Consider the following 25,302-nt stretch of genomic DNA (forward strand, 5'->3'; position numbering starts at 1 on the left):
TCTAACATAGAAAGGTACTTCACTCTTTGTACTTTGCCTATCTTTTCCGTTAAACGAAAGTTGTAATTGATTATGCTACCCGCTGGTTTTGTAAATTTGCATCACAAAATATTTGCATCATGGAAATGGCGGTTTCTGCTCCTGTATCTTTTACTGAGGGCGCTGTGGTTGAAATTAAAAGACTGATGAACGCTGACGGGTTTGACAGAAATCAAAAACTTCGTGTTGGTGTAAAAGGCGGCGGTTGCAGCGGCCTTAGCTATGTGCTTGGTTTTGATGAACAGCAACCCGATGACCAGTTGTTTGACATTGAGGGTATACCCTGTGTAATGAACAAAGCCCACGAATTATACCTGTACGGTATGGAGATTGACTGGCAGGAAGGGCTTAACAATCGTGGCTTTACTTTTAAAAATCCCAACGCTTCATCATCCTGCGGTTGCGGAACTTCATTTGCAGTATAAAGTAAAAACTTATGTAAATAACAAAGCCTGCGCAATAAGTGCAGGCTTTGCTTTTTGTTTTACCTGGGTTTGCGGTTGTTGTTAACCTTAGCTGGTGGCGGAGGTAATTTCCGCTGATTATTTGGCATAACATTTCGTTGAGGCCTGTCGTTGCGTTGCATTTGATAGTTTGGGCGGTTGTTGTTTTGCCGCCTGTCAAAACTATTGTTGGGCCGGTTGCGGTTTTGTTCCTGTAAAGTCCTGTTCCTTTGTTGCCATTCACGCATACGTTCGTCATTCTTCTGGCGGTTTTCATTTTGCCTGTTGTTAAAGTTCCTGTCAGGGGCTTGCTCAACCCTGTCCGCTGGCCTTAACTGCGGGTTAGGTTTAACCCAGGGGTTTTTATCAGGTAAATTGTTATTCCTGTTCCTGTCGTTATTCTGCTGTGGGGTTTGCCCCGGTTGCTGGTAAGTTCTGCCTGGCCTGTTGTTGCGCACATCATTGCGGTTGTTGTAGTTCCTGTCGTTGTTGTTGTTATTCCTGTTAACATCGGCATTACGGTTACCGTTGTTGTAGTTACGGTTACCCATGGGCCGGTAAATTTGTATGTTATTGCCACGCTCAACGGTACGGCCGGGTTTAGCAGAACGTTCAATGCGCATTTGTTGAATACGGCCGCCTGTATATCTTTCTACGTCACGCCTGTTGGGCCCGCTTACAAACCTTGTATTGCGGTAAACATTGGTGTTATTGATAATGGTTGTATTGTTAATGATGGTAACGTTGCGGCCCCTGTCGTAACAATAGTTTCTGAAGTTATGATTGTTCATATAACGCTGCGGTAAAAATACCCAGCGGTCGTATGGCATGGCATTGCCAAAAGAAACGCCAACACTTATGTTTATGCCAGGTGCAAGCGGCGCCCATCCATATGCATCGCCACCGCCACGCCATGCCACCCAGGCCGGTGCCCACTGGTAGCCTGGCACCCAAAACCAGCCGCCATATCCTGCATCAAAAGCCCAACGCCCATAGTGAAAAGGCGCCCAGCCCCAATTGTAATCACTAACCCAGGTCCAGCCATAGTTTGTATATGCCCAGTGGCCGCCGGAGTAGTAGGGCCTGAAGCCTGCTTCATTACATACCCATACACGCCCGTAAGATGGGTTGTTTACCCATCGCCCATAAGGGCTTAACTCACTGTAAAAAGAATTGAAATCCACCTCTTCGCCCTGCGGGGCGTTGTAATCGTCGTCGTAAACATCATCATACACTACCTGGGCCGCTGCCTCCTTTGATGTTGTACATGAAATGGTGGTAAGCAAAACAACCGCTGCAAATGACAATGACGTGTAATAGCTTTTCATGGCCAAATATTTATTTATGAACGAATGTTCGTTACGGATAAGTATCAAGTATTAATCCATTTTGACAGGCTACCGTAACTTTATCATTCCTTTGACGGGCGGCTGGTTTTTAGTTTGTTAACCCCTTGTAAATAATAACAATTGTTCGCTTTTGTTAACAACCTTTTGGCAAATCATCCCTTTATAAAATCAAGTGTATATTGCTGCCTGAAAAACCTGTTACGGCAGATGATGACAAATTGTATCAAGCATTTTTCTCGTTACATTCTTTATTTGATAGTTATTTTCTTAAGCCCCGGCCGTTTACAGGCGCAACAGTATTTAAGCACCTCAAGCCTGGTAAAGCGTATCCAGCAACTGCAGGTTACCCGCGATAGCTTTTTTTCTCCCGGTATGTTCGAAAGTTACCGGCGTTATCACAAAAAAAAAGATGCATATAAGCCAGATGACAATATTTTTTTTACTGCTATAGCCTTGTTTGCGTTGCAGCAATTAAAGAACGATTTGCCGGCAGAGCAGCAGTTGCAGGTAGAGGCTATTGTTGAAAAAGGTGTACAGCCATTTAACAAGTATGTAAGGGCTGGTACCGGCTACACTTATAATTTCTGGCAAACAGATACCCCGGTTATTTTTCCGAACAGCGGCTTTTTAAACTGGTTTAACAAAAGCAATTCTATGCCGGATGACGCGGACGATACGGTAATGATGCTAATGGCCATGCAGGCTGCAGATTCAACGGCAAAAAAGGTGCATGCCCTTTTGCAGCAGCATGCCAATCTGTATAAAAAGAAAATAAAGAACACGTTTAAAGAGTACCGTAACATAGCCGCTTATTCTACCTGGTTTGGCAAAAAAATGCCAATAGATTTTGATGTTTGTGTACTTACCAACATCCTTTATTTTGTAAACAGCTATGGGTTGCCATGGAGCCATGCAGACTCAGCCAGTGCAGAGTTAATGCGCCGCATTATTGTTAACAGACATTATTTAAGCAAAGCGCCTTATGTATCGCCGCATTATAACCGTCCCCAGGTTATACTATACCACTTTGCCAGGTTGCTTGGCCGCTATTCTATACCTGCGCTGGATAGTTTAAAGCCCCGGCTTATCAGCGATGCACGGGCCTTGCTCCAAAGCAGCACAGAATTTATGGATAAGGTAATTTTAAACACGGCTTTAATAAGGCTTGGCGCAGCACCGGAGCAGGTGGCCATTGAAGCAGACCTTTCTTTCAACTACATAGAAGATACAGGCTTTTGTTTTTTTATCGGCGATATCGCCACTTACCTGCCCAACTTCTTCCGCAAATTTTTTGCCTCTACCGGTTTGGGCAAGTTTTATTTTTATGCCCCGGCTTACAATGATGTGTTGTTGCTGGAATATTTGGTTGAGCAGCAGCGATATGATAGCCGTAATGGGCCCAGGTAAGGGCAAGTGGGGGAGTGGTAAATGGTAAGTAGAGAGATGCTAGAAATTCATAATCGGTCCTCACATCTAACATTCCGTATCCTCATCATCATACCTGCTATATTGCTACTTTTGCCGTGTGAAACAGGTAACCATTTTAGCCATAGAATCATCCTGCGATGAAACTTCCGCCGCCGTATGTTTGGAGGGGAAGATATTGTCCAACTTTATTGCTAACCAAAGCGTGCACGAAAAGTATGGCGGTGTTGTGCCGGAACTTGCCAGCCGTGCCCACATGCAAAATATAGTGCCGGTGGTAGATGCAGCACTTAAGGAAGCCAAATGCCGGTTACAGGATGTGGATGCAGTCGCCTTTACCCAATCTCCTGGTTTAATAGGCAGTTTGCTGGTAGGGGCACAGTTTGCAAAATCACTGTCACTTGCGCTTGGTAAACCACTTATCGCGGTGCACCACATGCAGGCGCATGTGTTGGCCAACCTGATTGATGACCGGCGGCCTGCTTTTCCCTTTCTATGCCTTACAGTAAGCGGGGGGCATACGCAGGTAGTACTCGCAGAATCTCCGTTAAGCTTAAAGGTGATAGGGGAATCTATAGACGATGCTGCCGGCGAGGCTTTTGATAAAAGCGCCAAGCTGCTGGGCCTTCCTTATCCCGGGGGTCCTTTAATTGATAAATATGCCAAACAGGGAAATCCATTAGCTTTCAAATTTGCCGAGCCCCAGATACCTGAACTGAACTTTTCTTTCAGTGGGGTAAAGACTTCCGTTTTATATTTTCTGCAGGACAGGCAAAGGGAAGACCCTCAGTTTATAGAAAAAAACCTGGCCGATTTATGTGCCTCCGTTCAGCATACCATTGTGCAGGTGCTGATGAAAAAGCTGAAGAAAGCGGTTAAGCAAACCGGCGTTAACCGTGTTTGTATTGCCGGCGGTGTAAGCGCTAACAGCGGGCTTCGCAATGCGTTGCAGCAAACCGGCGAACAACTGGGCTGGCAAACATTTATACCTGCATTTCAGTATTGCACGGATAATGCGGGCATGATTGCGATTACGGCGTATTACAAATACCTCGCCGGTGAGTTTGCGGCGCTTGATATAAGCCCGGCGGCAAGAGCGGAATGGTGACAGAGGAGAGGTTGTCACAAAAGCACGGAAGTTTAATAATAATAGAGAATCAGGCGAATCAGTAAAATTAGCATAAATCGTGGTCTGCTGCCCAATGCACAGAACGATGAATTCCGAAGTTTCGGAACGACGCAACCAGGTCGCCATGAAATACCGTCAGCCCGCCACCAAAAAAACAGGAAACTCACATCAGGGAAGAACAGTTGCAGAAATAGTATCCAACATTTTCATTTCTTCTTTCAGGTTATGGTACAACCTCTGGTAAACGGTAAACAATTGCCTGTAAAAAGCATGTCTTTCTTCGCCGGGTTGATATACTGTGCCTTCAGATGCCAACTGCAGTGCGCCGGTAAGATTGTTGGCCAACCCCGTTGCGTGCATGGCTACTGCGGCAGCGCCGATGGCAGAAGCGTCGGCCACATCGTTCACCACTATTTTTTTTCCAAAAATATCTGCCATTACCTGCACCCAGAATGTTGATTGTATAAATCCGCCACTGGCATAAACCAGTTCAACCTCATCTTTAAGGCTACCCATGGATGTAAAGATATCATAGAGGGCAAAACAGGTTGCTTCCACCACGGCACGGGCCAGGTGGTTCTGTTTATGCTGGCTGGTGAGGCCCGCGAAAACACCTCTCGCCCTTGCATCCCAAACAGGCGCCCTTTCGCCGTTAATATAAGGCAGGAACAAAAGTCCGCCGGCGCCCGCCGGGGCAGTTTCGGCCAGTTGCAACACTTCGTTATAGCTGCCGGGGCTTTCCTTGTGATTAAGCATGTTTTCAATAAACCATTCCAGTACATTGCCGCCGTTGTTGGATGGGCCGCCGGTGATGAACAGGTTATCCGCAAGCACATAATTAAACAGGCTGTTAAAGCTCTGGCTATAGGGTTGTTGGGTACCCAGCCTTATAGCACCGCTGGTACCGATGGTGAGGGCAAGTTTGGTACTGTCAATAGCGCCGCAGCCCAGGTTGGCCAGGCAGCCGTCGCTGCTGCCAACAACAAAAGGTACATCGCGGTTAAGCTGGAAGAGCTGCCGGTATTTTGGCAGCATAGCGGTTTCGGTATGTGTAATATCAACAGGCTTAGAAAGCTGGTTGGCAGTAATGCCTGTAAGGGCAAGCGCATCGGGGTTCCAGTTCCTGCTGTAAATATCGAACAGCCCTGTTGCAGACGCGATGGAATAATCTATTACATAGCTGCCAAACAGGTTAAAGAAAATATATTCTTTAAGGCCAATGAATTTATGGGCCTTGCCAAATAATGCAGGTTGTGTACGCTTTAACCATAACAGCTTGCATAAGGGCGTCATGGAGTGTATGGGCGGGCCCGTGCGGCTATAAATTTTCAGGGCCGCATCCTTGTTGGCAAGCAACATTTCTGCATCAGCGGCACTGCGTGTGTCCGCCCAGGTAATTATGTTGGTAAGCGGGCTGCCGTTTGCATCAACTGCCATAAGGCCATGCATGGCGGCACTGAAGCTAACGGCGCCAATAAGGCTGTCGCTATCGTACGTAAATGCTTGTTGCAGCAAACCTGTAACTGCCTGCAGCATGGCTTCCGCTTCTTGCTCATGCTGTCCTTTTTCTTTGCTGATAAAAGGGGAGGGGGCCTGCCATTTTTTGATAACATCTCCCCTTGTATTAATGATAACCGCCTTGCAATGTGTGGTGCCTAAGTCTAATGCCAGTATGTGTTGCATGTTTGTTAACAGATGAACACCGAAAATAGAAAAAGCATTTAGCATTTCGTATAAAGTATTACATTCACGCTTCCTTTCTTTCACTCTAACGAATTATAATTTATGGGAGACCTCCAGATTAAAAAACAGCCAAAGAAATACGATGCCGTTATCGTAGGTTCCGGTGCCGGTGGCGGTATGGCTGCTTATGTTTTGGCCAATGCAGGATTAAAAGTTGCCCTGCTTGAGGCTGGCCCTATGTACGATCCTAAAACCGATTCTGCGCAGTTAAAAAATGCCTGGGATTCGCCAAGGCGGGGTGCAAGTACCAAGTTCCGCCCTTTTGGTGATTTTGACGGTTGCTATTGGGCCTGGAAAATTGATGGCGAGCCCTATACCCATGTTGGCGATACCAAATGGGAATGGTGGCGTGCCCGCATGCTGGGTGGCCGCACCAATCACTGGGGCCGTATCTCCCTTCGTTTTGGGCCAAAGGATTTTAAAAGAAGAAGTATTGATGGCCTTGGAGATGACTGGCCGATTGGTTATGAAGATATAAAACCTTATTATGATAAAATAGACAGGCTGTTGGGTGTATTTGGCACCAATGAAGGCCTCCCCAACGATCCCGATGGCATATTTTTGCCACCGCCCAAACCAAGGCTTCACGAACTGTTCATTAAAAAGGCGGCAACTGGCATTAACATACCGGTGATACCTTCCCGCTTATCCATACTTACCAAAAAAATTAACGACCAGCGCGGCCAGTGTTTTTACTGTGCCCAGTGCGGCCGTAGCTGTAAAGCGTATGCGGATTTCTCGTCTTCTTCGGCGTTAATAATTCCAGCCATAGCTACCGGTAACCTTGACTTGTTTACCAACGCCATGGCCCGCGAAGTTTTAACCAATAAAGAAGGTTTGGCAACAGGCGTGTCTTATGTTAATAAAGACGACATGCAGGAATACCAGGTAGAAGGCCGTACGGTTATACTAGGCGCCAGCGCCTGCGAAAGCGCCAGGCTGCTGCTTAATTCTAAATCGCAGCGGCATCCTAACGGGCTTGCTAATAACAGCAACGTAGTAGGTAAGTACCTGCACGATTCTACCGGCGCTGATATGGGCGGCATTATACCCGAACTTTTCGACCGTAAGCGCTACAACGAAGATGGCGTTGGCGGCATGCACGTATATACACCCTGGTGGCTGGATAATAAAAAACTTGATTTTCCCCGTGGCTATCATATTGAATACGGTGGCGGTTTTGGCCAACCTTTATATGGTTTTAACTGGGGCATAGAAAATCTTAATGGTACTTATAAAATTAAAGGCAAGCAAAAAGAAGCCGGCGGTTACGGCGCTTCGCTGAAAGAAGATTACCGCTATTTCTTTGGTGCGCATGTGGGCATGGCCGGCAGGGGAGAAGCGATTGCTTTTGAAAGCAACTATTGTGAAATAGACCCCAGCGTGGTTGATAAATTTGGCATACCGGTGCTGCGTTTTAATGTTAAATACTCCGACTACGAGATTAAGCAGGCCAAGCACATGAAAGAAACTTTTGCCGAAATATTACATGCCATGGGCGCCGTTATTACATGGGGCGGCGATGATGGCCCTGAAAACAATTACGGCCTGCACGACCCCGGCCTTATTATTCACGAAGCAGGTACGATAAGAATGGGCAACGATCCCAAACGTTCTGCCTTAAACAAATGGAGCCAGGCGCATGACTGCAAAAACCTGTTTAATGTGGATGGCGGACAGTTTGTATCCCAGGCAGATAAAAACATTACCTGGACCATCCTGGCGCTTTCTATGCGTACCAGCGAATACATTGTTGATGAACTTAAAAAGAACAATCTCTAACCACTGGTTATAATGATGGGTATAAACGCCCTCAGATGAATCATTAAATACATAATCATGGACAGAAGAAAATCATTAAAAGCCCTGGTGGTAGGCACCGTATCAACCGGCGTATTGCTGGATGCCTGCAAACCCGGCGATAAACAGGCGGATGGAAAAACCGCTGCCGATGTTAAGGACGACAAAGCGCCTGCGGGCAGGATGAAAGAGGAAATTGAAATTGACAAAGCGCTTCAAACCAACAAGTTTTTTACAGCGGAAGAGCTGGCTACCATCACCGTTTTGTGCGATATTATTATACCAAAGGATGATGTCAGCGGCAGCGCTTCCGATGCAAAAGTGCCGGAGTTCATTGACCATATCATAACAGAGATGGATGAGCACCAAACGCCATTACGGGGTGGGCTGCGCTGGCTGGATTTGCAGTGCTTTAACCGCTATAACAATGCCTTTAAAAACTGCACGCAGCAACAACAGATAGAAATAGTTGACCAGATTGCCTATCCCAAAAAAGCCAAGCCCGAAATGGCACAGGGTGTGGCATTCTTTAGCCTGGTACGCAACCTGACAGCTACCGGTTTTTACACTTCTGAAATAGGCACCAAAGATGTGGGTTATATGGGCAACGTGCCCAATAACTGGAACGGTGTACCAGACGATGTGCTGAAGCAATATGGCCTGGCTTACACGGAAAAAGAGTTAAAAGAGTGTGTTAGCTTTACCTAACAAAACAGTCACAATAATGTAAGCCACAGGTAAAAAGCCTGTGGCTTTTTATTGTAAACAAGTATTTGGGGCTTTCAGCTAATGAAGCATTTTTCAGCACCGGTCCCGGCTTTTCACTGCAACTCCGCCACCCGCAGCGCTGCATTTCCCTTCACGGTGGCGGGGTTTCCGTTTCAATCCGGCAGCCATTCAGCTACAGGAACAGGTATCAGCTTGCCCGCAGGATAGGATATGGCAGCGCTCCTGCCTCCGGCAACTATTAAAATTATCCCTCCATTAACCGCGTAACAATAAATTTAAACTGCCGCCCCTCATAATAGTTTTTTCACGTTGGCGAGACTGTTTATTTTTGACCTGCATATATGGATACTAAAGCCAAGTTCAGAAAATTAATTTTGCCAGCCGTTGTGGTGTTTGCCATTGCCATTATTTTAAGCCTTGCACTAAAACGCCCTTTGGAGCAAAGTAATATTGATGTTAACGTGCTGAAAGCGGGCAACCTTATTCTGTTCCTTATTTCCATCCTCAGTTCTTATATGCACCTTAAAGCTATCCAGAGTGCCAATCCCGCGGCATTCGTAAGAACTATTATGGCCACTACGGTTATCAAACTGCTGGTAATAGCTATAGCTATACTTACCTACGTTTTTATTGCAGGTAAGGCCCGTAACTCCGCCGCGGTAATCATTTGTATGGGCCTGTACATTGTTTATACAGTTACCGAGGTAAGAACGGCCTTACTTTTAAACAAGTCAAAAAACAATGGCAGCCACTGAACACCCTATGCAGGCGTTGGCCGCTTTTATTCCGGAAGGCAGTTTTGACATGGTGGTGGAGTACCTGCACCGTTATAAAGTACATCTTACAGTTACCAAAGAACGAAAAAGTGTACTGGGCGATTACCGCAATGCAATACATGGCAAAAACCACCGCATCAGCGTAAACAGCAACCTTAACAAATTCGCGTTTTTAATTACCCTGCTGCACGAGCTGGCACACCTGCTTACCTATGAGCAATACCGCCACCGTGTTGCCGCGCATGGCAAAGAATGGAAAGCCATTTACGGTAACCTGCTGGCTGCATTTACAGCAAAAAATATTTTTCCGCCGGATATAAACAAGGCCCTGCAAAAATCTTTGCACAACCCTGCCGCAAGCAGTTGCGCCGAAGAAGATTTAATGCGTGTGCTGCGCAATTACGATGACAGGAAGGATGACGTTCACCTGGTGGAAGATATACCGCAGGGCGCCCAGTTTTTAACCAATGACGGCCGTATTTTTATAAAGGGCAATAAGTTGCGGAAGCGTTACCGATGCACAGAAGTAAATACAGGGCTGGTTTATCTTTTTAGCCCGGTGTATGAAGTAAAGATGGTTTCTTAGCAGCAGCTAAGTTGCTGGCGCCGGAGGCGGCAGAAACAAGCGCTATATTGCGGGGAAAGCTGCATAGCGAATCCGAACGTACAAGAGTGCGACGCAAGTAAAGCCTCATACCAGTTCCTGCTGCCGGGCCCATAAAAATATACCAATAAAAAAAGCCGCAACAGCGGCCTTTTTTATTGGTATATACAGTGCTTTTAAGCTACTTTAAGCATACTTAATTTACTCTTGTTAAACTTGGTTTGTGCATAGTCAAGCGTAATATGCAATGCTGTTTCGCTGGTGCCCGGCAACTCGAACATGGCATCGGTAAAAATATGTTCGCAGATGCTTCTAAGCCCTCTTGCGCCCAGCTTAAACTCCAGCGCTTTGCTTACCATAAAGTCGTACACATTGCTGTCAATGGTAAGCTTTATGCCTTCCAGTTCAAACAGCCTTGAGTACTGTTTTATCAGGCTGTTCTTTGGTTCTGTAAGAATGGAACGCAGGGTAGCCTGGTCAAGCGGCTCCAGGTGTGTAACCACTGGCAAACGGCCCAGCAATTCAGGAATTAAACCAAAGCTCTTTAAATCCGTAGCGTTAATAAACTGCAACAGGTTTTTACGCTGCAGTTCCTGCTCGTCTTTGTTTACGTTAAAGCCAATGGCGTTGGTGTTAATGCGTCGTGCAATTACTTTGTCAATGCCATCAAAAGCGCCGCCGCAAACAAACAGTATGTTCTGTGTATTTACTTTAATCATTTTTTGCTCGGGGTGCTTTCTGCCTCCCTGGGGCGGCACCAGTACTTCCGTGCCTTCCAGCATTTTTAGCAGGCCTTGCTGTACCCCTTCGCCGCTTACATCGCGGGTAATGGAAGGGTTATCGCCTTTGCGGGCAATTTTATCTATCTCATCAATATAAACAATGCCTTTTTCAGCAGCGGCTATATCGTAATTGCAGGCCTGTAACAGGCGGGTAAGCATGCTTTCCACATCCTCTCCCACATAACCGGCTTCGGTAAATACGGTTGCGTCAACAATAGCAAAAGGAACGTTTAGCAGGCGGGCAATGGTTTTGGCCAGCAAAGTTTTACCGGTGCCGGTTTCGCCAACCATAACAATGTTGCTTTTTTCAATTTCAACATCGTCCTGCTGTTTTTGGGTAATTCTTTTGTAATGATTATAGACAGATACGGAAAGTACCTTCTTTGCTTCTTCCTGTCCAATAACGTACTGGTCAAGAAACTCTTTTATTTCTTTAGGTTTTCTAACGGTGAAGCGGTATTGAGAGGTTTGCTGTTCATGCCTTGCCTGGAGTTCCTGTGCAATAATTTCCTGAGCATGCTCAACGCAATTTTCACAAATATGCCCTTCCTGGCCGGCAATCAGAATTTTTACCTCATCCCTGTTTCTGCCGCAAAATGAACAATGCAGGTGCGATTGTTTTGCCATGTTTTATAAACTGCTTTTAAATATTGTAATGGCAGTGTGTTTTGATTGTTTCTGCAAAAATAGCAAAACCGCCCGGATAAGCGGTTTTGTGCGTAAATAATTTGGGCTTAAACCTGTTAAAGCTTGTTCAGCACTTTGTCCACAATGCCATAATCAATGGCTTCCTGGGCATTCATCCAGTAATCGCGGTCAAAATCCTTCAATACCTGCTCTACAGTTTTGCCGCAGTTATCAGCCAGTATTTTGGCGCTTTGCAGCTTGGTTTTTTCTATTTGTATGGCCTGTATCTCAATATCTGCCGATGTGGCCTGGAATACACCGCCAATGCTGGGCTGGTGTATCATTACCTCGCCATGCGGGTATATATAACGTTTGCCTTTCTTGCCAACGCTTAACAGTATGGAGCCCATGCTGGCCGCCAAACCCATACAAATGGTGCTTACGGGAGATTGTATCAGCTTAATGGTATCGTACAGCACCATGCCGCTGGTAACCATGCCTCCCGGGCTGTTGATGTACAGTTTTATCTCTTCACCAGGCTTATCAGCATCCAGTAACAATATTTTGGAAACCGCGTCTCTTACAGATTTATCATCTACCACACCCCAGAAATAAACGGCCCTTTTCTCCAGGAAAAGTTTTTCCATTTTTTTCATCAGCATGGGCGACATCTGTTCCTGTTTGTCATCTTTTGGCTGTTCTTCCTCGTCATCTTCCATCAAAAACGGGTTCGTAATATATTTTGAATTCATCATGGTATTAAAGTTTGTGGTTATAGTTTGTATTTCCTGCCTGTTTACTTTTTCTCTTTGCGGGGGTTGGTCAGCAACACTTCATCCACCAGTCCGTAATCCTTGCCTTCCTGGGCGGTCATCCAGAAATCACGGTCAGTATCTTTTGCCACGGTATCAATATCCTTGCCGGTATGAATGCTGATAACCTCGTTCAATTCATGCTTAATTTTCTTTATTTCACGGGCGGTAATGCCAATATCAGTAGCCTGTCCGCCAATGGCCCCGCTGGGCTGGTGCAGCATTATGCGGGTGTGTTTTAAGGCTGTACGTTTGCCTTTTATGCCTGCGCACAATAAAATGGCGCCCATGCTGGCAGCAATGCCTGTGCAAATGGTAGATACATCCGGGCTTATAAACTGCATGGTATCGTAAATACCCATGCCGGCATATACGCTGCCGCCGGGGCTGTTGATGTACATTTGAATATCCCTTGTGCGGTCTGTACTTTCCAAAAACAATAGCTGGGCGGTTACAATATTGGCCACATAGTCGTTAATGCCTTCTCCTAAAAAAATAATCCTGTCCATCATAAGGCGGCTAAACACGTCCATACTGGCCACATTTAAAGGCCTTTCCTCAATAATGTATGGTGTAAGGTTGGTTACGTGCTGGTAATTGTGCAGTGTTGCGCTGCTGATACCTTTATGCTTAACGGCATACTTTTCAAATTCCTTTCCAAAATCCATAGTGCTTATTTTAGTCAATGAAGATAAGAGTTTGTTGATAGCGGAAAAAACTGCTGTAAAACAACCCTGTTTTCCTAAACTATCCCGGCTTTCATTCAAATACCGTGCAAAGCCGCAGATGCGACAAAAGGACAGTAGAGACGCGACGCATCGCGTCTATCCATGCACCGCGTTTTACCCCTCAAGGCATAAAATCATCATCTTCTTTAGGGCTGTATTTGTCAAATAACTTGTTGATGGCCCCGGCAAATATGGGAAACTTTTCAGCCGCGAATGTTTTGATTACTTCCACAGCGTCATAGGCCTGCTGTTCTGTTAAGCCTTTCGCTTTTAACCGGTCAATCAGTTCCTGCATAAGAATGGTTTAAGGCACCAAAGGAAACAAAAAAGCCGGACAAAAGCCCGGCCTGTTAGTAATTTGACTTACCTGATTAGTGATGGTGGTGGTGTACTTTGCTGGCGAAATCTTCGGCACTAATGCTTTCTTCCTTTACAGTCACCTGCGACTCCAGCAAGTTGAACAATTTAGAAGTCTGTATCTGGAAGTAGGTATTCTCTACAAATTTCTGGTCCTGCATCATACGGTTGCTGTATTCTTCCAGCCAGGGTGCGTCATCAAGGCTTTGAACGCCCATATAACCCAGCATTTGCTGCTTTGCCTGTTCTTTTATTTCGCTGTTATCTACTACAATTTTGTTTTCGTTGATAAGCTTGGAAGTTATCAGGGTCCATTTTAACTGGTTGGCAAAAGATGGGTATTCTTTTTCTGCCTCTTCGGCAGTCTTTGCCTTTTCAGTACCTTGTTGCAGCCAGCGTTTTAAAAAGCTGGCGGGAAATTCCATTGGCGTATCATCAACCAGGTGGTGATAAATCTGGTCGTGCAACTGGTTGCGGCTCTGGCTTTCATTATAGGTTTCAATTTCAACCTTTACCGCGTTGCGGAATTCTTCTTCGGTAGCAATGCCCCTGTTGGGATAAACAGTAGCAAAAAACTGCTCGTTCAGTTCTGCTTTTTCTACCAGGCCGAGCTTAGTGATGGTAATTTTAAAGAATTTGTCAGCAGCAGAAGCGTCATCTTTAGCAAGGCCAAGGTCTCCCAAAATCCACTCTCTTTCCTTTTCATCAAAAGCCTGGCTAAGTTGTATTACCAGTGTATCATCTTTCCTTTTGCCCTTTAGTTGCTCACGGGTAGCTTCGTTAAAATATCTAAGCAGCAGCGAATTAGATTTGCTGATCCCGCCTTCCACTTCATTGCCGTCCGCGTCTGATTCTTTAAAGTCAAGGTTCAATACAGTTTCGTCTGATTCAACGGTTTCAGGTTCTGTCATTTTACCGTTGCGTATCTGTAAGCGGTTAATTTCGTCGTTGATCATTTCCTCTGTTACCTCTATTTTGTAACGGGTAACATTAATGCCGCTGATGTTTACATCAAAACTGGGTTTCAGGCCAATTTCAAAAGCGAACGCATAATCACTGGGGTTGCTGAGGTCGAACATGCGGGAATCTGTTTCCAGCGGCAGCGGCTGGGCAAAAATATCCAGTTGCTCCTGAACCATGTAGTTGTTCAGCTCTTTTTCAACGGTGCGCAGCACTTCATCGGTAAACACGCTTTGGCCATACATTTTTTTAACCAGTCCGGCCGGTACCATGCCTTTGCGAAAACCTGGGATATTAGCGTTTTTAGCGTATGTTTTCAGGCTTTTTTCAAAGGCTGGGTAATAATCATCTTTAGCCACATTAACTACCAATTTATCGTTTAAAAGGCCAAGATTCTCACGGGTGATTGTAGCCATGATATTTTATTTTCTGTTGATTTTTAAATGAAGCGGCATTGCAGAAATGCGAAAAAAATATCTGCGTGCCTTAAAACGGGCAGCAAAGTTAAGGTTTTGGTTGTTTTTGTAAGCAGCTTTTTACAGTGTGTTGAACCAATGTTTGAATGTTTTAACAATATCTGGCTTTGTTTTGCGTGGGTAGAACCTGTTTATATAATATGTTAGGTGTGGGATGTATGATGTAAAAAAGAGCGAATTATTTAGAAGTTTGTTATGTATGCAAGCGGCGAAAAAAATCGTAAATCGTACTTCAACTATCCACCTGTAAACAAAAAAGTCAACCTGTTATCCTTGGGTAGTTCGTATTTCGTAACTCTTACTTGTTTACAGCCTGCTGCACTTTCGGGTGAGGGATTGCAGCGGTTACCCCGGTGAGGCCATCGCAGCAGAGACCTGTGCCGGAGTAATAGCGGAAAGCCCGACCCCTTGCGCAGCTTGGGGGCACCCCCAAAAGCAAGTACGAAGTACTTACTTATGTTAGATGTTTGATGTGGGATGTAATCAAGTACGAGTTACGAAGTACTTTTTTATGTAAGATGTTTGATGTAGGGTGTACGATGTAAAGGAAATGTAAGATGTAAGTGTGGAACGTACGATGCAACACCGGCTACTCCCCACTCGCCATTTACCACTAACCCACTCGCCCCACATGCAGCCTATTTCATGTTTTTAGCCCTTTCTGTTACCGGCGATAACGGTGGCAGGTTACTTACGGGTTTATCCAGGTAAAAGTAAGCGGTAGCCGAATAATCGTCAATGCGGTAAAAATTAACCCAGCCTTTGGGAAAATTACTGTCCTGCAGGGATAAGGGTGGATTGACTTCAAAAAGCCTTACAAAACCGGTATCTGTAGCTACGGAAACCGGTATAAGTTTAACGCCTTTTTGCTGCAGTTCTTTAACCTGCCCATAATCTCCGCCGCCTATCTTTTGAATAGTAGCTTTAAAGTCGGTTTCAAAGTAAATTTCATCGGGTACATGAAAGCGGTAAAAACAGTATTGTTTCGTTTTTTCATCTGCAACGGTACAGCCCTGGTACAGGTGGTTGTAAGCGCCTTGCCCCCAGCCGGTACCTATATAATCTTCAGTACCTGTGCCATTGATGGTGGGCAGTTTTGAGTCTCCGTCTATGAACATTTTTACTTCTCCCTCGCCCCACCAGGTGGTGCCGTAAGTTGTATCTGCATTTACGCCTACGTTTACGCCCAGGAACCTGCCACGGCCCTTTACCAGCGGCAAAAGCTCAAAATCATTAACCGGGTCTGATGTAATTTCCCTGTGCCATGCTGCATGAAAATATAGTGAATTGGCCGGTGGCTGTTTTTTCAAAAAGTCTATGTCAAAAAATAACAGCGGTAAATCTGTACTGCTTTCATTGGTAATAATAATCCTGGCGGCGGTTTTAAATGGCATGGGTATGTAACAGTTAAAAGACCTGCCTTCCGGGTTGGTGAACAACGCTGATTGAAACACCGCGGTTTTGCCCAGTCCTACCGCAAAAAAGTCACCGAAGGGCACATCTACGGCGGGTTTTGTATGGCCATCCCAAAACATTCTCAGGCGCAGGGAGCGCAGCATGGCCGGGCTTCTGTCGTTAACGGTAAACCACATTCTTTGTACAATGCCGGCGCCTTTAACATCAAGCAAGGTTTTTGTTTCGCCGGCTTTTAATGGTTCAAAGGCATTGCCTTTGGCTGTTTTATTGGTTTTGCCACCCTGCCCCTTAAGGCCGTTGATGTTTTCAAAACTACTGATGGAAGATTGTGCATTGTCTGGCATGGTGTACAGTTGCTGTGCTTTAAGCTGGCAGGCAAAGCCAAGCAGCAGTAACAGGCAGATATTTCTCATAAATGCTGATTATGGCAACAAGATAAAAAGTTTGGGCAGGGGCGCCAACGGCGTAGCGGTAGCCGGCCAATCTTATACCGGTTAGTGCCGGTAAAATACCGGTTTAATCAAATAAGTCAGAGGACAGGTAGCGGTCGCCGCGGTCGCAGATGATGCACACGATAACGCCTTTCTCCAGTTTTTTGGCCACCTGTGTGGCGGCATAAACGGCGCCGCCGCTGCTCATACCGCAGAAAATAGCTTCTTCCTTTGCCAGGCGTTTAGTCATGGTACGTGCATCCTTTTCATCAACTTCAACTACGCTGTCAACACGGCTGCGGTCAAATATTTTGGGCAGGTAAGCTTCCGGCCATTTTCTTATACCAGGTATGCGGGATCCATCCGTAGGCTGGCAGCCTACTATCTGCACATCCGGGTTTTGTTCTTTTAAATACCGCGATACGCCCATGATGGTACCGGTTGTACCCATGGCCGATACAAAATGCGTTACTTTACCTTCCGTATCCTTCCATATTTCAGGGCCGGTGGTGGCATAGTGCATTTTATAATTATCCTCGTTGGCAAACTGGTTTAGCATAACATAACCGCCTTTGGCAACCTGCGCATTGGCATAATCAATAGCGGCTTCCATAGAGCCTTCTTTGGGTGTAAGAATTACTTTGGCGCCAAATGCTTCCATAGTAAGCACCCTTTCACGGGTGGAGTCTTCCGGCATTACCAGCTCTATTTCCACGCCAAAAAGGCTCGCAATCATGGCCAGCGCTATGCCGGTATTACCGCTGGTGGCTTCTATAAGTTTTATGCCTGGTTTAAGTTCGCCGCGGTCTAAAGCGCCTTTTATCATACCGTAAGCGGCCCTGTCTTTAACACTGCCGCCGGGGTTATTGCCCTCCAGTTTGGCGTATATGGTTACGTTTTTATTAGTGGGAATATTTTTTAATTCAACTAACGGCGTATTGCCAACAAGATCAAGAATGCCTGCCATATCCGGTTATATTTACAATAAGGTGGTGCAATTTCCGGTTTTATAGGCGAATTGAAAACGAAAAATTTGCTATATGCGGAATTTAAGGCCCACCGGTTACCGGGGCCAGGGCAATTTTACGGATGGTTGATGGTACTAAAGCTACGGGATACGGCAGGTTATTGTGTTCTGTCTGAATAAGATTTTTAGGGGGTGCCCCCAAGCTATCGCAAGGGGTCGGGCTTTCCGCTATTACTCCGGCACAGGGCCCCCGCTGCGATGGCCTCACCGGGGTAACCGCTTCAATCCCTCACCCTAAAGTGCAACAGGCAACTGTTTTTACGGGCAGGTTTTATACATGCCGTGAGACGCAATGATCTCCACGGTTGATATGGCGGTCATCCTTTTGTTTCTTTAACCAGGCAGGCAAAAATGCAACCGATTGCAAAAAAATCTGGATAATGCTTACTTTTAATGCCCTGCGTGGCATTTTGCTGGCTGGTTATGCTGCCAGGTAAAAACCATCTGAAATGAAAAAAGTTTGTCTTGCCTTTTCTTTTTTTCTTGTAACAATACAGGTTTTTGCGGAAGACGGCTACCGGCTGTGGCTGCGCTATGATAAAATAAGTAACGCAAAGCTGTTGCAGCAATACCGTCAGCAGGTGCGGAATGTATATTGCCCCAGGGTAAGCCCAACGCTTGAAGCAGCCTGGCAGGAACTTAATGCTGGGTTGGAAGGGCTGCTGCAAAAAAAGATAAATACGGGCAATGCGGGTAACAGCAGTTTGCTGGTATTCAGCAGGCAGCATATACCCGCGGGTTTTTCCATGCCTGCTGTAAACTATGATAGCCTGGGCGCAGAAGGTTACGCCATCATCAGTTACAAAGCCGCTGCCGGTAAAGCGGTTATTATTACAGGTAATACTCACATAGGTGTATTGTACGGCGTTTTTTACTTTTTGCGGTTGATGCAAACACATCAAAGCCTGGAGAAGCTTTCTGTACATAGCAAACCTGCGCTGCAGCACCGCCTGCTGAACCACTGGGATAACCTTAACCGTTATGTTGAAAGGGGCTATGCCGGCATTTCTATATTTAACTGGCATACATTACCGGATTATATTGACCAACGTTATATTGACTACGCAAGGGCCAACGCTTCCATTGGTATTAATGGTACCGTATTAACCAACGTAAATGCCAATGCGCTTGTACTTACAAGGGACTATCTGGTAAAAGTAAAAGCACTGGCAGATGTGCTGAGGCCGTACGGCATAAAGGTTTACCTGACTGCCAGGTTCAGCGCTCCCATAGAGATTGGCAAATTATCAACCGCAGACCCGCTGAACGATTCTGTAAAAGCGTGGTGGAATGCAAAGGCGCAGGAGATTTACCAGCTTATACCAGATTTTGGCGGCTTTTTGGTTAAGGCTAATTCCGAAGGGCAGCCGGGGCCGCAGAAATACCTGCGTACACATGCAGACGGCGCCAATATGCTGGCCAACGCCGTAGCGCCTTATGGCGGCATGGTTATGTGGCGGGCGTTTGTGTACAGCAACGAAACGCCGGAAGACCGTTTTAAACAGGCTTACAATGAGTTTAAACCGCTGGATGGACAGTTTAGCAGTAATGTATTTGTACAGGTAAAAAACGGGCCCGTTGACTTTCAGCCAAGGGAACCTGTTTCCCCTTTATTTGGGGCAATGCCCAAAACACCCCTGATGATGGAGTTACAGCTTACCCAGGAATACCTGGGCCAGTCCACACACCTGGTATATGAAGCCCCAATGTTTAAGGAAATATTTGAAACGGATACTTACAGGGATGGCAAAGGATCTACCGTTGCCCGTGTGATTGACGGAAGCCTGCACCGCTATACCCAAACCGGGATAGCCGGTGTTGCCAATATTGGCAATGACAGAAACTGGACCGGCCACCCCTTTGGGCAGGCAAACTGGTATGCATTCGGCAGGCTGGCATGGGATAACCGCCTTACCGCCGCCAACATAGCAGATGAATGGGTGCGCCAAACTTTTGGCAATAACATTGAATTGGTTGAAAGTATCAAAAGCATAATGCTGGCCTCCTACGAAGCCATGGTAAATTATATGACGCCGCTTGGCCTTAACCATATTATGGGTACCGGGCACCACTACGGGCCCGCCCCCTGGGTAACCAATGCAGGCAGGGCAGACTGGAACCCAGTTTACTATCACCGTGCGGACTCCACAGGGCTGGGCTTTGACCGAACTGCTACCGGCAGCAACGCACTGGCGCAATATGCACCGGCGGCACAGCAGCAATTCCTTTCAATAGATTCAACGCCGGAAAAATTACTGTTATGGTTTCACCATGTGCCCTGGGGTTTTAAAATGAAATCGGGCCGTACGCTTTGGGCGGAATTATGCCACCGTTATTACTCCGGGGTTGATTCCGTAAAAGCTATGCATCAACAGTGGGACAAGCTTGCCGGAAAGGTTGACCAGGAGCGGTTCAGGCAGGTGCAGATGTTGTTGGCGATACAACTGAAAGAAGCTGCCTGGTGGCGCAATGCCTGTTTGCTGTATTTTCAGACTTTCTCGAAAATGCCGATACCGGATGGGTACGAAAAGCCGGACCAGGCGCTGGAATACTATATGGGCCAGCGTTTTCCATACGCACCGGGAAATGGGTTGTAAAGGGCCGCGATAGAAACTTATATATTGCGGGAAAAGCTGCTTAGCGAATCCAGCCGCAGAAGAGTGCGACGCAAGGGACGCCCAATAGTAGTTCACACTGCCGGGCTCATAAAATTGTTTGTTGATGTTGCCAACGGCAACAACTGGTTAAAGGATGGCCGTATTTATTCTCTTTTTGCGGCCCCACATGTAGCCATGTGTCCAGTAAGCAACTTTCATAGATAAAAAGCCAATACCTGCGCCCATAAGCACATCGCTGATGTAATGCCTGTTGTTGGCTATGCGCAGCGCCCCTACTGAGCCTGCAATGCTGTAAGCCGCATAAGGCATCCACTTAAAACGGTGTTTGTATTCTTCTGCCAAAAAAGTGGCAGCGGCAAATGCCTGGGCCGTGTGGCCGGAAGGAAAGGCGTCATAACCTACACCATCGGGGCGGCGCTGGTCAATACGGTTTTTAAGCAGGCAAACGGTGCCCGTCATAATCAGTTCTCCCTTTAAGAGAATGGCAGTGCGGTTGGCAAGATCTGTGCGGGATTTAACGCCGGCCGCATCCAGGCCATAGGCCAGGGCGATGGGGGCATATTGCAGGTAATCATCAGCATGCGTTCTAAAATGGGGCATTTTGTTGTTGCGTGTATCCACAACAAATTTTTTGAACGACCCCGGGGCATTGCTGTTGAGCAAAATGCCACCCGCCATAAGGGTTGCCGGAATTAGCAACTGGCGCCCGGTAAACCTGAGGGGTTTGTACTGCAGGGCGGCACTATCGGCCGATTGGGCATTGGTTAAATAAGTTAAGGAAATGAAAGGTAAGAGTAAGAGCAGCATTTTCATGCGGCAATAACGCTGCAAACTATTTTTTAGTGTATTGGGCAAGCCTGCCGGCCCGTAAAAGTGTTGATTACAGGTCACTTTATTATTTGCTTAACAAGTTGGTAAAATGGTTAAATTAAAAGTAAGGTAGTAAATTAAATAATGTAACCATATGCTTTAAAGCAGAATTAAGGTGTTTTAACTTGAACAGCGTTGAAAGGGATGCGGGTTTTATGAGATTTTAACTTCCCAGTTTGCCATAGCTCATGTGGTCTGTAAAATAAAAAACCATTTTTTTGTTGCCATCCTGTACCGGGTAGAAAAGTTCGTAATTACCCTGCCCTCCCAAAGCGTTTGTTGGTTGCCTGGCCTTTAAAAACACTATCCAGGTATAACCTTTCTTCATTACTGCTCCGAAAAATGAAATCTTTTTTTTCAGGCAGAAGAGTATCACTTTCAGGCCTGTAGTAACTATCGAAAGAAAGGTATGTGGCCATGCCATTGATACTGTCCCTTGTTATAATTTCCATGGATGGGATATTGTCATCCGTTCTTATGATCACTTTAATAAAATCGTCCATTTTGTGAAGCCATTCCGGCGTAAAATTGTAATTGAGCAAGTCGGTAACTTTTTTCTGATTATCTGCAACAATTTTTTCCGCGGTGTTTATCAGCACTTTTTCTTTTTTCTTTATTGTAAGGTGATTGCCAGTGAATAGAAATGCCGCAATAAGAGGGAAAGCCACCAATAAAAGAATGCCATAAAGCCTGGTGCGTTTCCATTCCGGCGGCAAAGCGTCATTATGAAGCTTGCATGCTATTCTTGTAAGGTTAAACATTACATTAAGCATTAAAGCGCCAAACATAAGTGCCAATATGCCCATCACGCTAAACATGAAAATTTCAGTCATATTGCGCCTGAAAACCTTCAGTTCAAACACTTCGTTTAAGGTAAAAGTAAAAACCCAGTAAATGAGGAGCAAAATAGAAGCAACACCTATGATATTGCTTAGACGTACGATAGATTTAGGATTCATAATATGTTATTTGGGTACGGCCAAAACTATTAATCTTTACGCATACAGTATTTGAGGCACTAAATTTTTTTTTGAATTTACCGCCACCCGGTCAAGTTTGTTACGCTTTATCTTTTCTATCCGCATCTTTGCAACCGCTATGACATACCAGCAAACCATTGATTACCTTTTTGATAAACTGCCCATGTTCAGCCGCATTGGCGATGCGGCGTTTAAGAAAGACCTTACCAATACGATAGCCTTATGTGCCGCACTGGAAAATCCGCAGCAAAAATTTAAAACCATACATGTGGCCGGTACCAATGGCAAAGGTTCAGCAAGCCACATGCTGGCCGCCATATTGCAAACGGCAGGTTACAAAACAGGTTTATATACATCCCCGCACCTGAAAGATTTCAGGGAACGCATTAAAGTAAATGGCCAACTGTGCGGGGAAAGTTTTGTGATTGAGTTTACAGAACGGATAAAACCGGAAATTGAAAAATTATCACCTTCTTTTTTTGAGATTACCGTTGCCATGGCATTTGAGTATTTTGCCCAGCAACAGGTAGATGTGGCTGTTGTTGAAGTAGGGCTTGGCGGCAGGTTTGACAGTACCAATGTGATTGTGCCGCAACTGTGTGTTATTACCAACATAGGGCTTGACCATACCCATATACTTGGCGATACGCTTGCCAAAATAGCCTTTGAAAAGGCCGGCATTATAAAGCCTGGCATACCCGCGGTGGTGGGGGAGGTTTTGCCGGAAACCCAACCTGTATTTGAAGAAAAAGCCTTTTCTGTAAAAGCGCCGCTGGTTTTTGCGCAGGACAAATGGAATGCCGTGGATTGGGCCTATCAGCATAACCACCTGCAGGTTAACGTAGAAGAAAAAAGAAATGGCGAAAGAAAAATGTATGAGCTTGACTTGCCCGGCATATACCAAACAAAAAATCTGGTTACCGTACTGGAGGCGGTTCATCAACTGCGGCTTGCCGGGTGGGATATTAAAGAGGCTGCTTTACACAAGGCGCTGGCTAATGCAAAACACATAACCGGGCTGGCAGGCCGCTGGCAACAGGTGCAGCAACATCCTGCTGTTATACTGGATGTTGCTCATAATGAAGATGGCATAAAACAACTGGTACAGCAAATTGAACTCTGTACTTACCAGCACCTGCATATTGTGCTGGGTATGGTAAAAGATAAGGATGTAAGCAGCGTGCTGGCACTGCTTCCTAAAACCGCGGCTTATTATTTTACCAAGGCACAAATACCCAGGGCTTTGCCAGAAGATGATTTGCTGGAAAAAGCCCGCCAGGCCGGCCTTGATGGTAAAGCCTTTGCCGATGTACATGCTGCACTTGAGCAAGCTAAACAGCATGCGCATGCCAATGATATGATTATAGTTTGCGGCAGTGTTTTTTTAGTGGCGGAAGTGCTGTAGGTAAAACTTTTTCAGGCTGAAGCGCTAAACAGGCAATGCAGTGTTAGGTTGCCTGTATTGCAGCAATTCTTCAGGCAGGTGTACCTGTGCCGCCAGCCTGTCTTCCAGCAACTGCGCAAAGGTTTCAAAATACAGTATCACATCTTCTTTTACGTTCCGTTTAAGCCAGCGGAAACCGCCAGGTAAATGGTTCAGCACTTCACGGTCTTCCAGGTATTCCAGGTTATGGATATCAACAGGTGTAAGTCCGGCCTGCTGCAGTTTAGAAAGCAGCATATCAACCGGCGCATTTGTAACGCCGCAATAGTCTACGGCAAGCTCTGTCCATTCACCAATGCCGGTATGTGCATAGGCAAGAATTTCTTCTTTGCTCAGGTGGGTTATTACCTGCAGCAGGTTGCCGCAGTTACAGGCGCCATGGTTGCCCCATGCGTAATGAGCGCCTTGTTTAAGCCGGCGGGCTGTTTCCCGTAAAGCCGCCACCAGTTCAATTGTAGGATTTGCCATGGTATAAACTTTAATACAAAAAATATAATGTACAGTGTATTTGTTTGCTCACATTTTTACATCGTGTTTCGGATCTTAAAGACACAGTTCCTTTACATCGTACACCCCACATCTAACATCTTACATAGAAAAGTACTTCGTACTTCGTAACTCGTACTTGATTACATCCCACATCAAACATCTAACACAAGTAAGTACTTCGTACTTCAATCTTCGTACTTGGGGGTGCCCCAAGCTATCGCAAGGGGTCGGGCTTTCCGCTCATACTCCGGCACAAACGCCCGGCTGCGATGGCCTCACCGGGGTAACCGCTGCAATCCCTCACCCGTGGTGTAACCTGCTGCTTTATTTGCAGGCTGGCCGTGGTAAAGCGGCAACAATACACATGCCTCTATTGGTAAAACAATTATAAATCTGTTAGGTTTAAACACAATTTATTCTAATTTCGGCGGCTACAAATACAAGAGAATGAAAAAAATTGTTTTGATTACGGTATGTACCGCGGGTGTTTATGCAACAATGGCTCAAACCAAGGCCAAGCCAAAACCAAGAACAGCAGTGGCTGCCACAACGGTAAGCGCTTTTAAAAATACCACCGATTCGCTTAGTTATGCTATAGGCGCCAATGTGGCTACTTATTTTAAGGAGCAGGGTGTAAAACAGGTAAACTCGTTGCTGGTGCAAAAGGCGTTTGACGATGTGTTTAAAACCGGTAAAACAAAGTTGAGCGGAGAGCAGGTTCAACAGGTTTTGATGACTTGCATGCAGCAGATTGCCAAAGACAAAACATCGGTTACTCGCAAAGCCGGAGAAGCTTTTTTGGACGAGAATAAAAAGAAAGCTGGTATCGTTGTTTTGCCCAGCGGTTTGCAATACCAGGTAATAAAAGAAGGTACGGGCGCCAAACCTGCATTAACTGATAAAGTAAAAGTGCATTACCATGGTACGCTGATTGACGGTACCGTATTTGACAGTTCTGTTGACCGTGGCGAACCCATTGTGTTGTCTGTGAACGGTGTAATACCCGGCTGGACAGAAGCCCTGCAAATGATGACTGTAGGCAGTAAATGGAAATTGTTCCTGCCATCGCACCTGGCCTATGGCGACAGGGATGCAGGCCCAACAATTAAAGGCGGCTCTACACTTGTTTTTGATGTAGAGTTGCTGGGCATAGAACCTAAGGAAGGCACAGGCGCAACAACGGAAGAGCCAAAATCAGAATAAGGGTAAATTGTTTAGAAAATTATAATAAAGCAAAATGCTACCAAA

22 protein-coding genes are annotated in these 25,302 nt (G+C 45.8%); 10 read left to right on the top strand and 12 right to left on the bottom strand.

Annotated elements, in window-relative coordinates; genetic code table 11:
• Nucleotides 1-119 precede the first annotated feature (119 nt).
• Nucleotides 120-464, top strand: coding sequence for a HesB/IscA family protein (locus tag F0364_RS14700; protein WP_153798550.1), 345 nt, complete (start codon nucleotides 120-122; stop codon nucleotides 462-464).
• 59 nt (nucleotides 465-523) lie between these two features.
• Here F0364_RS14700 and F0364_RS14705 read toward each other — a convergent pair whose 3' ends face one another.
• Nucleotides 524-1,810 carry a DUF6600 domain-containing protein gene (locus tag F0364_RS14705; RefSeq protein WP_153798551.1) on the bottom strand — a complete coding sequence of 429 codons (1,287 nt, stop codon included), beginning with the start codon at nucleotides 1,808-1,810 and terminating at the stop codon, nucleotides 524-526.
• 273 nt (nucleotides 1,811-2,083) lie between these two features.
• Here F0364_RS14705 and F0364_RS14710 point away from each other — a divergent pair, with 273 nt between their 5' ends.
• Nucleotides 2,084-3,238, top strand: a complete 1,155-nt coding sequence (locus F0364_RS14710) for a hypothetical protein (protein ID WP_153798552.1) — start codon at nucleotides 2,084-2,086, stop codon at nucleotides 3,236-3,238.
• 118 nt (nucleotides 3,239-3,356) lie between these two features.
• Nucleotides 3,357-4,364 (top strand): tRNA (adenosine(37)-N6)-threonylcarbamoyltransferase complex transferase subunit TsaD, encoded by a 1,008-nt coding sequence (tsaD, locus tag F0364_RS14715; RefSeq protein ID WP_153798553.1) that lies wholly within the window; start codon nucleotides 3,357-3,359, stop codon nucleotides 4,362-4,364.
• A gap of 189 nt (nucleotides 4,365-4,553) precedes the next feature.
• Here tsaD and F0364_RS14720 read toward each other — a convergent pair whose 3' ends face one another.
• Nucleotides 4,554-6,068, bottom strand: a complete 1,515-nt coding sequence (locus tag F0364_RS14720; protein WP_207632687.1) for a gluconokinase — start codon at nucleotides 6,066-6,068, stop codon at nucleotides 4,554-4,556.
• A 102-nt stretch (nucleotides 6,069-6,170) separates the two neighbouring features.
• Between F0364_RS14720 and F0364_RS14725 the strand changes: the two genes are divergently transcribed.
• From F0364_RS14725 to F0364_RS14740, 4 genes are all read left to right on the top strand, one after another.
• On the top strand, nucleotides 6,171-7,910 hold the full coding sequence (locus F0364_RS14725; protein WP_153798555.1) for a GMC oxidoreductase: 1,740 nt from the start codon (nucleotides 6,171-6,173) through the stop codon (nucleotides 7,908-7,910).
• Between the two features lie 57 nt (nucleotides 7,911-7,967).
• Nucleotides 7,968-8,636, top strand: coding sequence for a gluconate 2-dehydrogenase subunit 3 family protein (locus F0364_RS14730; protein WP_153798556.1), 669 nt, complete (start codon nucleotides 7,968-7,970; stop codon nucleotides 8,634-8,636).
• Nucleotides 8,637-8,998: 362 nt separating this feature from the next.
• Nucleotides 8,999-9,412, top strand: a complete 414-nt coding sequence (locus F0364_RS14735) for a hypothetical protein (RefSeq protein WP_153798557.1) — start codon at nucleotides 8,999-9,001, stop codon at nucleotides 9,410-9,412.
• A complete protein-coding gene (locus F0364_RS14740) occupies nucleotides 9,399-10,019 on the top strand; it encodes a SprT-like domain-containing protein (RefSeq protein WP_153798558.1) in 621 nt (206 codons plus the stop codon). The genes F0364_RS14735 and F0364_RS14740 overlap by 14 nt, the downstream gene beginning before the upstream one ends.
• A gap of 194 nt (nucleotides 10,020-10,213) precedes the next feature.
• Here F0364_RS14740 and clpX read toward each other — a convergent pair whose 3' ends face one another.
• The 7 genes from clpX to cysM form a co-directional block, all read right to left on the bottom strand.
• On the bottom strand, nucleotides 10,214-11,446 hold the full coding sequence (gene clpX / locus F0364_RS14745) for an ATP-dependent Clp protease ATP-binding subunit ClpX (RefSeq protein ID WP_153798559.1): 1,233 nt from the start codon (nucleotides 11,444-11,446) through the stop codon (nucleotides 10,214-10,216).
• A 116-nt stretch (nucleotides 11,447-11,562) separates the two neighbouring features.
• Nucleotides 11,563-12,201: a ClpP family protease gene (locus F0364_RS14750; RefSeq protein ID WP_207632688.1), complete on the bottom strand. Its 639-nt coding sequence runs from the start codon at nucleotides 12,199-12,201 to the stop codon at nucleotides 11,563-11,565.
• A 41-nt stretch (nucleotides 12,202-12,242) separates the two neighbouring features.
• A complete protein-coding gene (locus F0364_RS14755; protein ID WP_153798560.1) occupies nucleotides 12,243-12,926 on the bottom strand; it encodes a ClpP family protease in 684 nt (227 codons plus the stop codon).
• Between the two features lie 181 nt (nucleotides 12,927-13,107).
• Entirely contained in the window at nucleotides 13,108-13,281 is a 174-nt protein-coding gene (locus tag F0364_RS28960) for a hypothetical protein (protein WP_207632689.1), read from the bottom strand.
• Nucleotides 13,282-13,357: 76 nt separating this feature from the next.
• Entirely contained in the window at nucleotides 13,358-14,719 is a 1,362-nt protein-coding gene (gene tig / locus F0364_RS14760) for a trigger factor (RefSeq protein ID WP_153798561.1), read from the bottom strand.
• 698 nt (nucleotides 14,720-15,417) lie between these two features.
• Nucleotides 15,418-16,608 carry a glycoside hydrolase family 172 protein gene (locus tag F0364_RS14765; RefSeq protein ID WP_153798562.1) on the bottom strand — a complete coding sequence of 397 codons (1,191 nt, stop codon included), beginning with the start codon at nucleotides 16,606-16,608 and terminating at the stop codon, nucleotides 15,418-15,420.
• Between the two features lie 103 nt (nucleotides 16,609-16,711).
• Nucleotides 16,712-17,593: a cysteine synthase CysM gene (cysM, locus tag F0364_RS14770; RefSeq protein ID WP_153798563.1), complete on the bottom strand. Its 882-nt coding sequence runs from the start codon at nucleotides 17,591-17,593 to the stop codon at nucleotides 16,712-16,714.
• A gap of 509 nt (nucleotides 17,594-18,102) precedes the next feature.
• Here cysM and F0364_RS14775 point away from each other — a divergent pair.
• Nucleotides 18,103-20,250, top strand: a complete 2,148-nt coding sequence (locus F0364_RS14775; protein ID WP_153798564.1) for an alpha-glucuronidase family glycosyl hydrolase — start codon at nucleotides 18,103-18,105, stop codon at nucleotides 20,248-20,250.
• A 147-nt stretch (nucleotides 20,251-20,397) separates the two neighbouring features.
• On the opposite strand, the gene F0364_RS14780 is transcribed toward F0364_RS14775, so the two are convergent.
• On the bottom strand, nucleotides 20,398-21,078 hold the full coding sequence (locus tag F0364_RS14780) for a phosphatase PAP2 family protein (protein WP_207632690.1): 681 nt from the start codon (nucleotides 21,076-21,078) through the stop codon (nucleotides 20,398-20,400).
• 317 nt (nucleotides 21,079-21,395) lie between these two features.
• Nucleotides 21,396-22,100: a hypothetical protein gene (locus tag F0364_RS14785; protein ID WP_153798566.1), complete on the bottom strand. Its 705-nt coding sequence runs from the start codon at nucleotides 22,098-22,100 to the stop codon at nucleotides 21,396-21,398.
• 139 nt (nucleotides 22,101-22,239) lie between these two features.
• Here F0364_RS14785 and F0364_RS14790 point away from each other — a divergent pair, with 139 nt between their 5' ends.
• Complete coding sequence (locus F0364_RS14790) at nucleotides 22,240-23,526, top strand: bifunctional folylpolyglutamate synthase/dihydrofolate synthase (RefSeq protein WP_153798567.1); 1,287 nt, start codon at nucleotides 22,240-22,242, stop codon at nucleotides 23,524-23,526.
• 24 nt (nucleotides 23,527-23,550) lie between these two features.
• On the opposite strand, the gene F0364_RS14795 is transcribed toward F0364_RS14790, so the two are convergent.
• Complete coding sequence (locus tag F0364_RS14795) at nucleotides 23,551-24,033, bottom strand: hypothetical protein (RefSeq protein ID WP_153798568.1); 483 nt, start codon at nucleotides 24,031-24,033, stop codon at nucleotides 23,551-23,553.
• A 468-nt stretch (nucleotides 24,034-24,501) separates the two neighbouring features.
• Between F0364_RS14795 and bamJ the strand changes: the two genes are divergently transcribed.
• On the top strand, nucleotides 24,502-25,257 hold the full coding sequence (gene bamJ / locus F0364_RS29305) for a BamJ family beta-barrel-assembly machinery protein (RefSeq protein WP_153798569.1): 756 nt from the start codon (nucleotides 24,502-24,504) through the stop codon (nucleotides 25,255-25,257).
• The last annotated feature ends 45 nt before the right edge of the window (nucleotides 25,258-25,302 follow it).

The organism is Foetidibacter luteolus (genome assembly GCF_009650435.1).
GTDB lineage: Bacteria > Bacteroidota > Bacteroidia > Chitinophagales > Chitinophagaceae > Foetidibacter > Foetidibacter luteolus.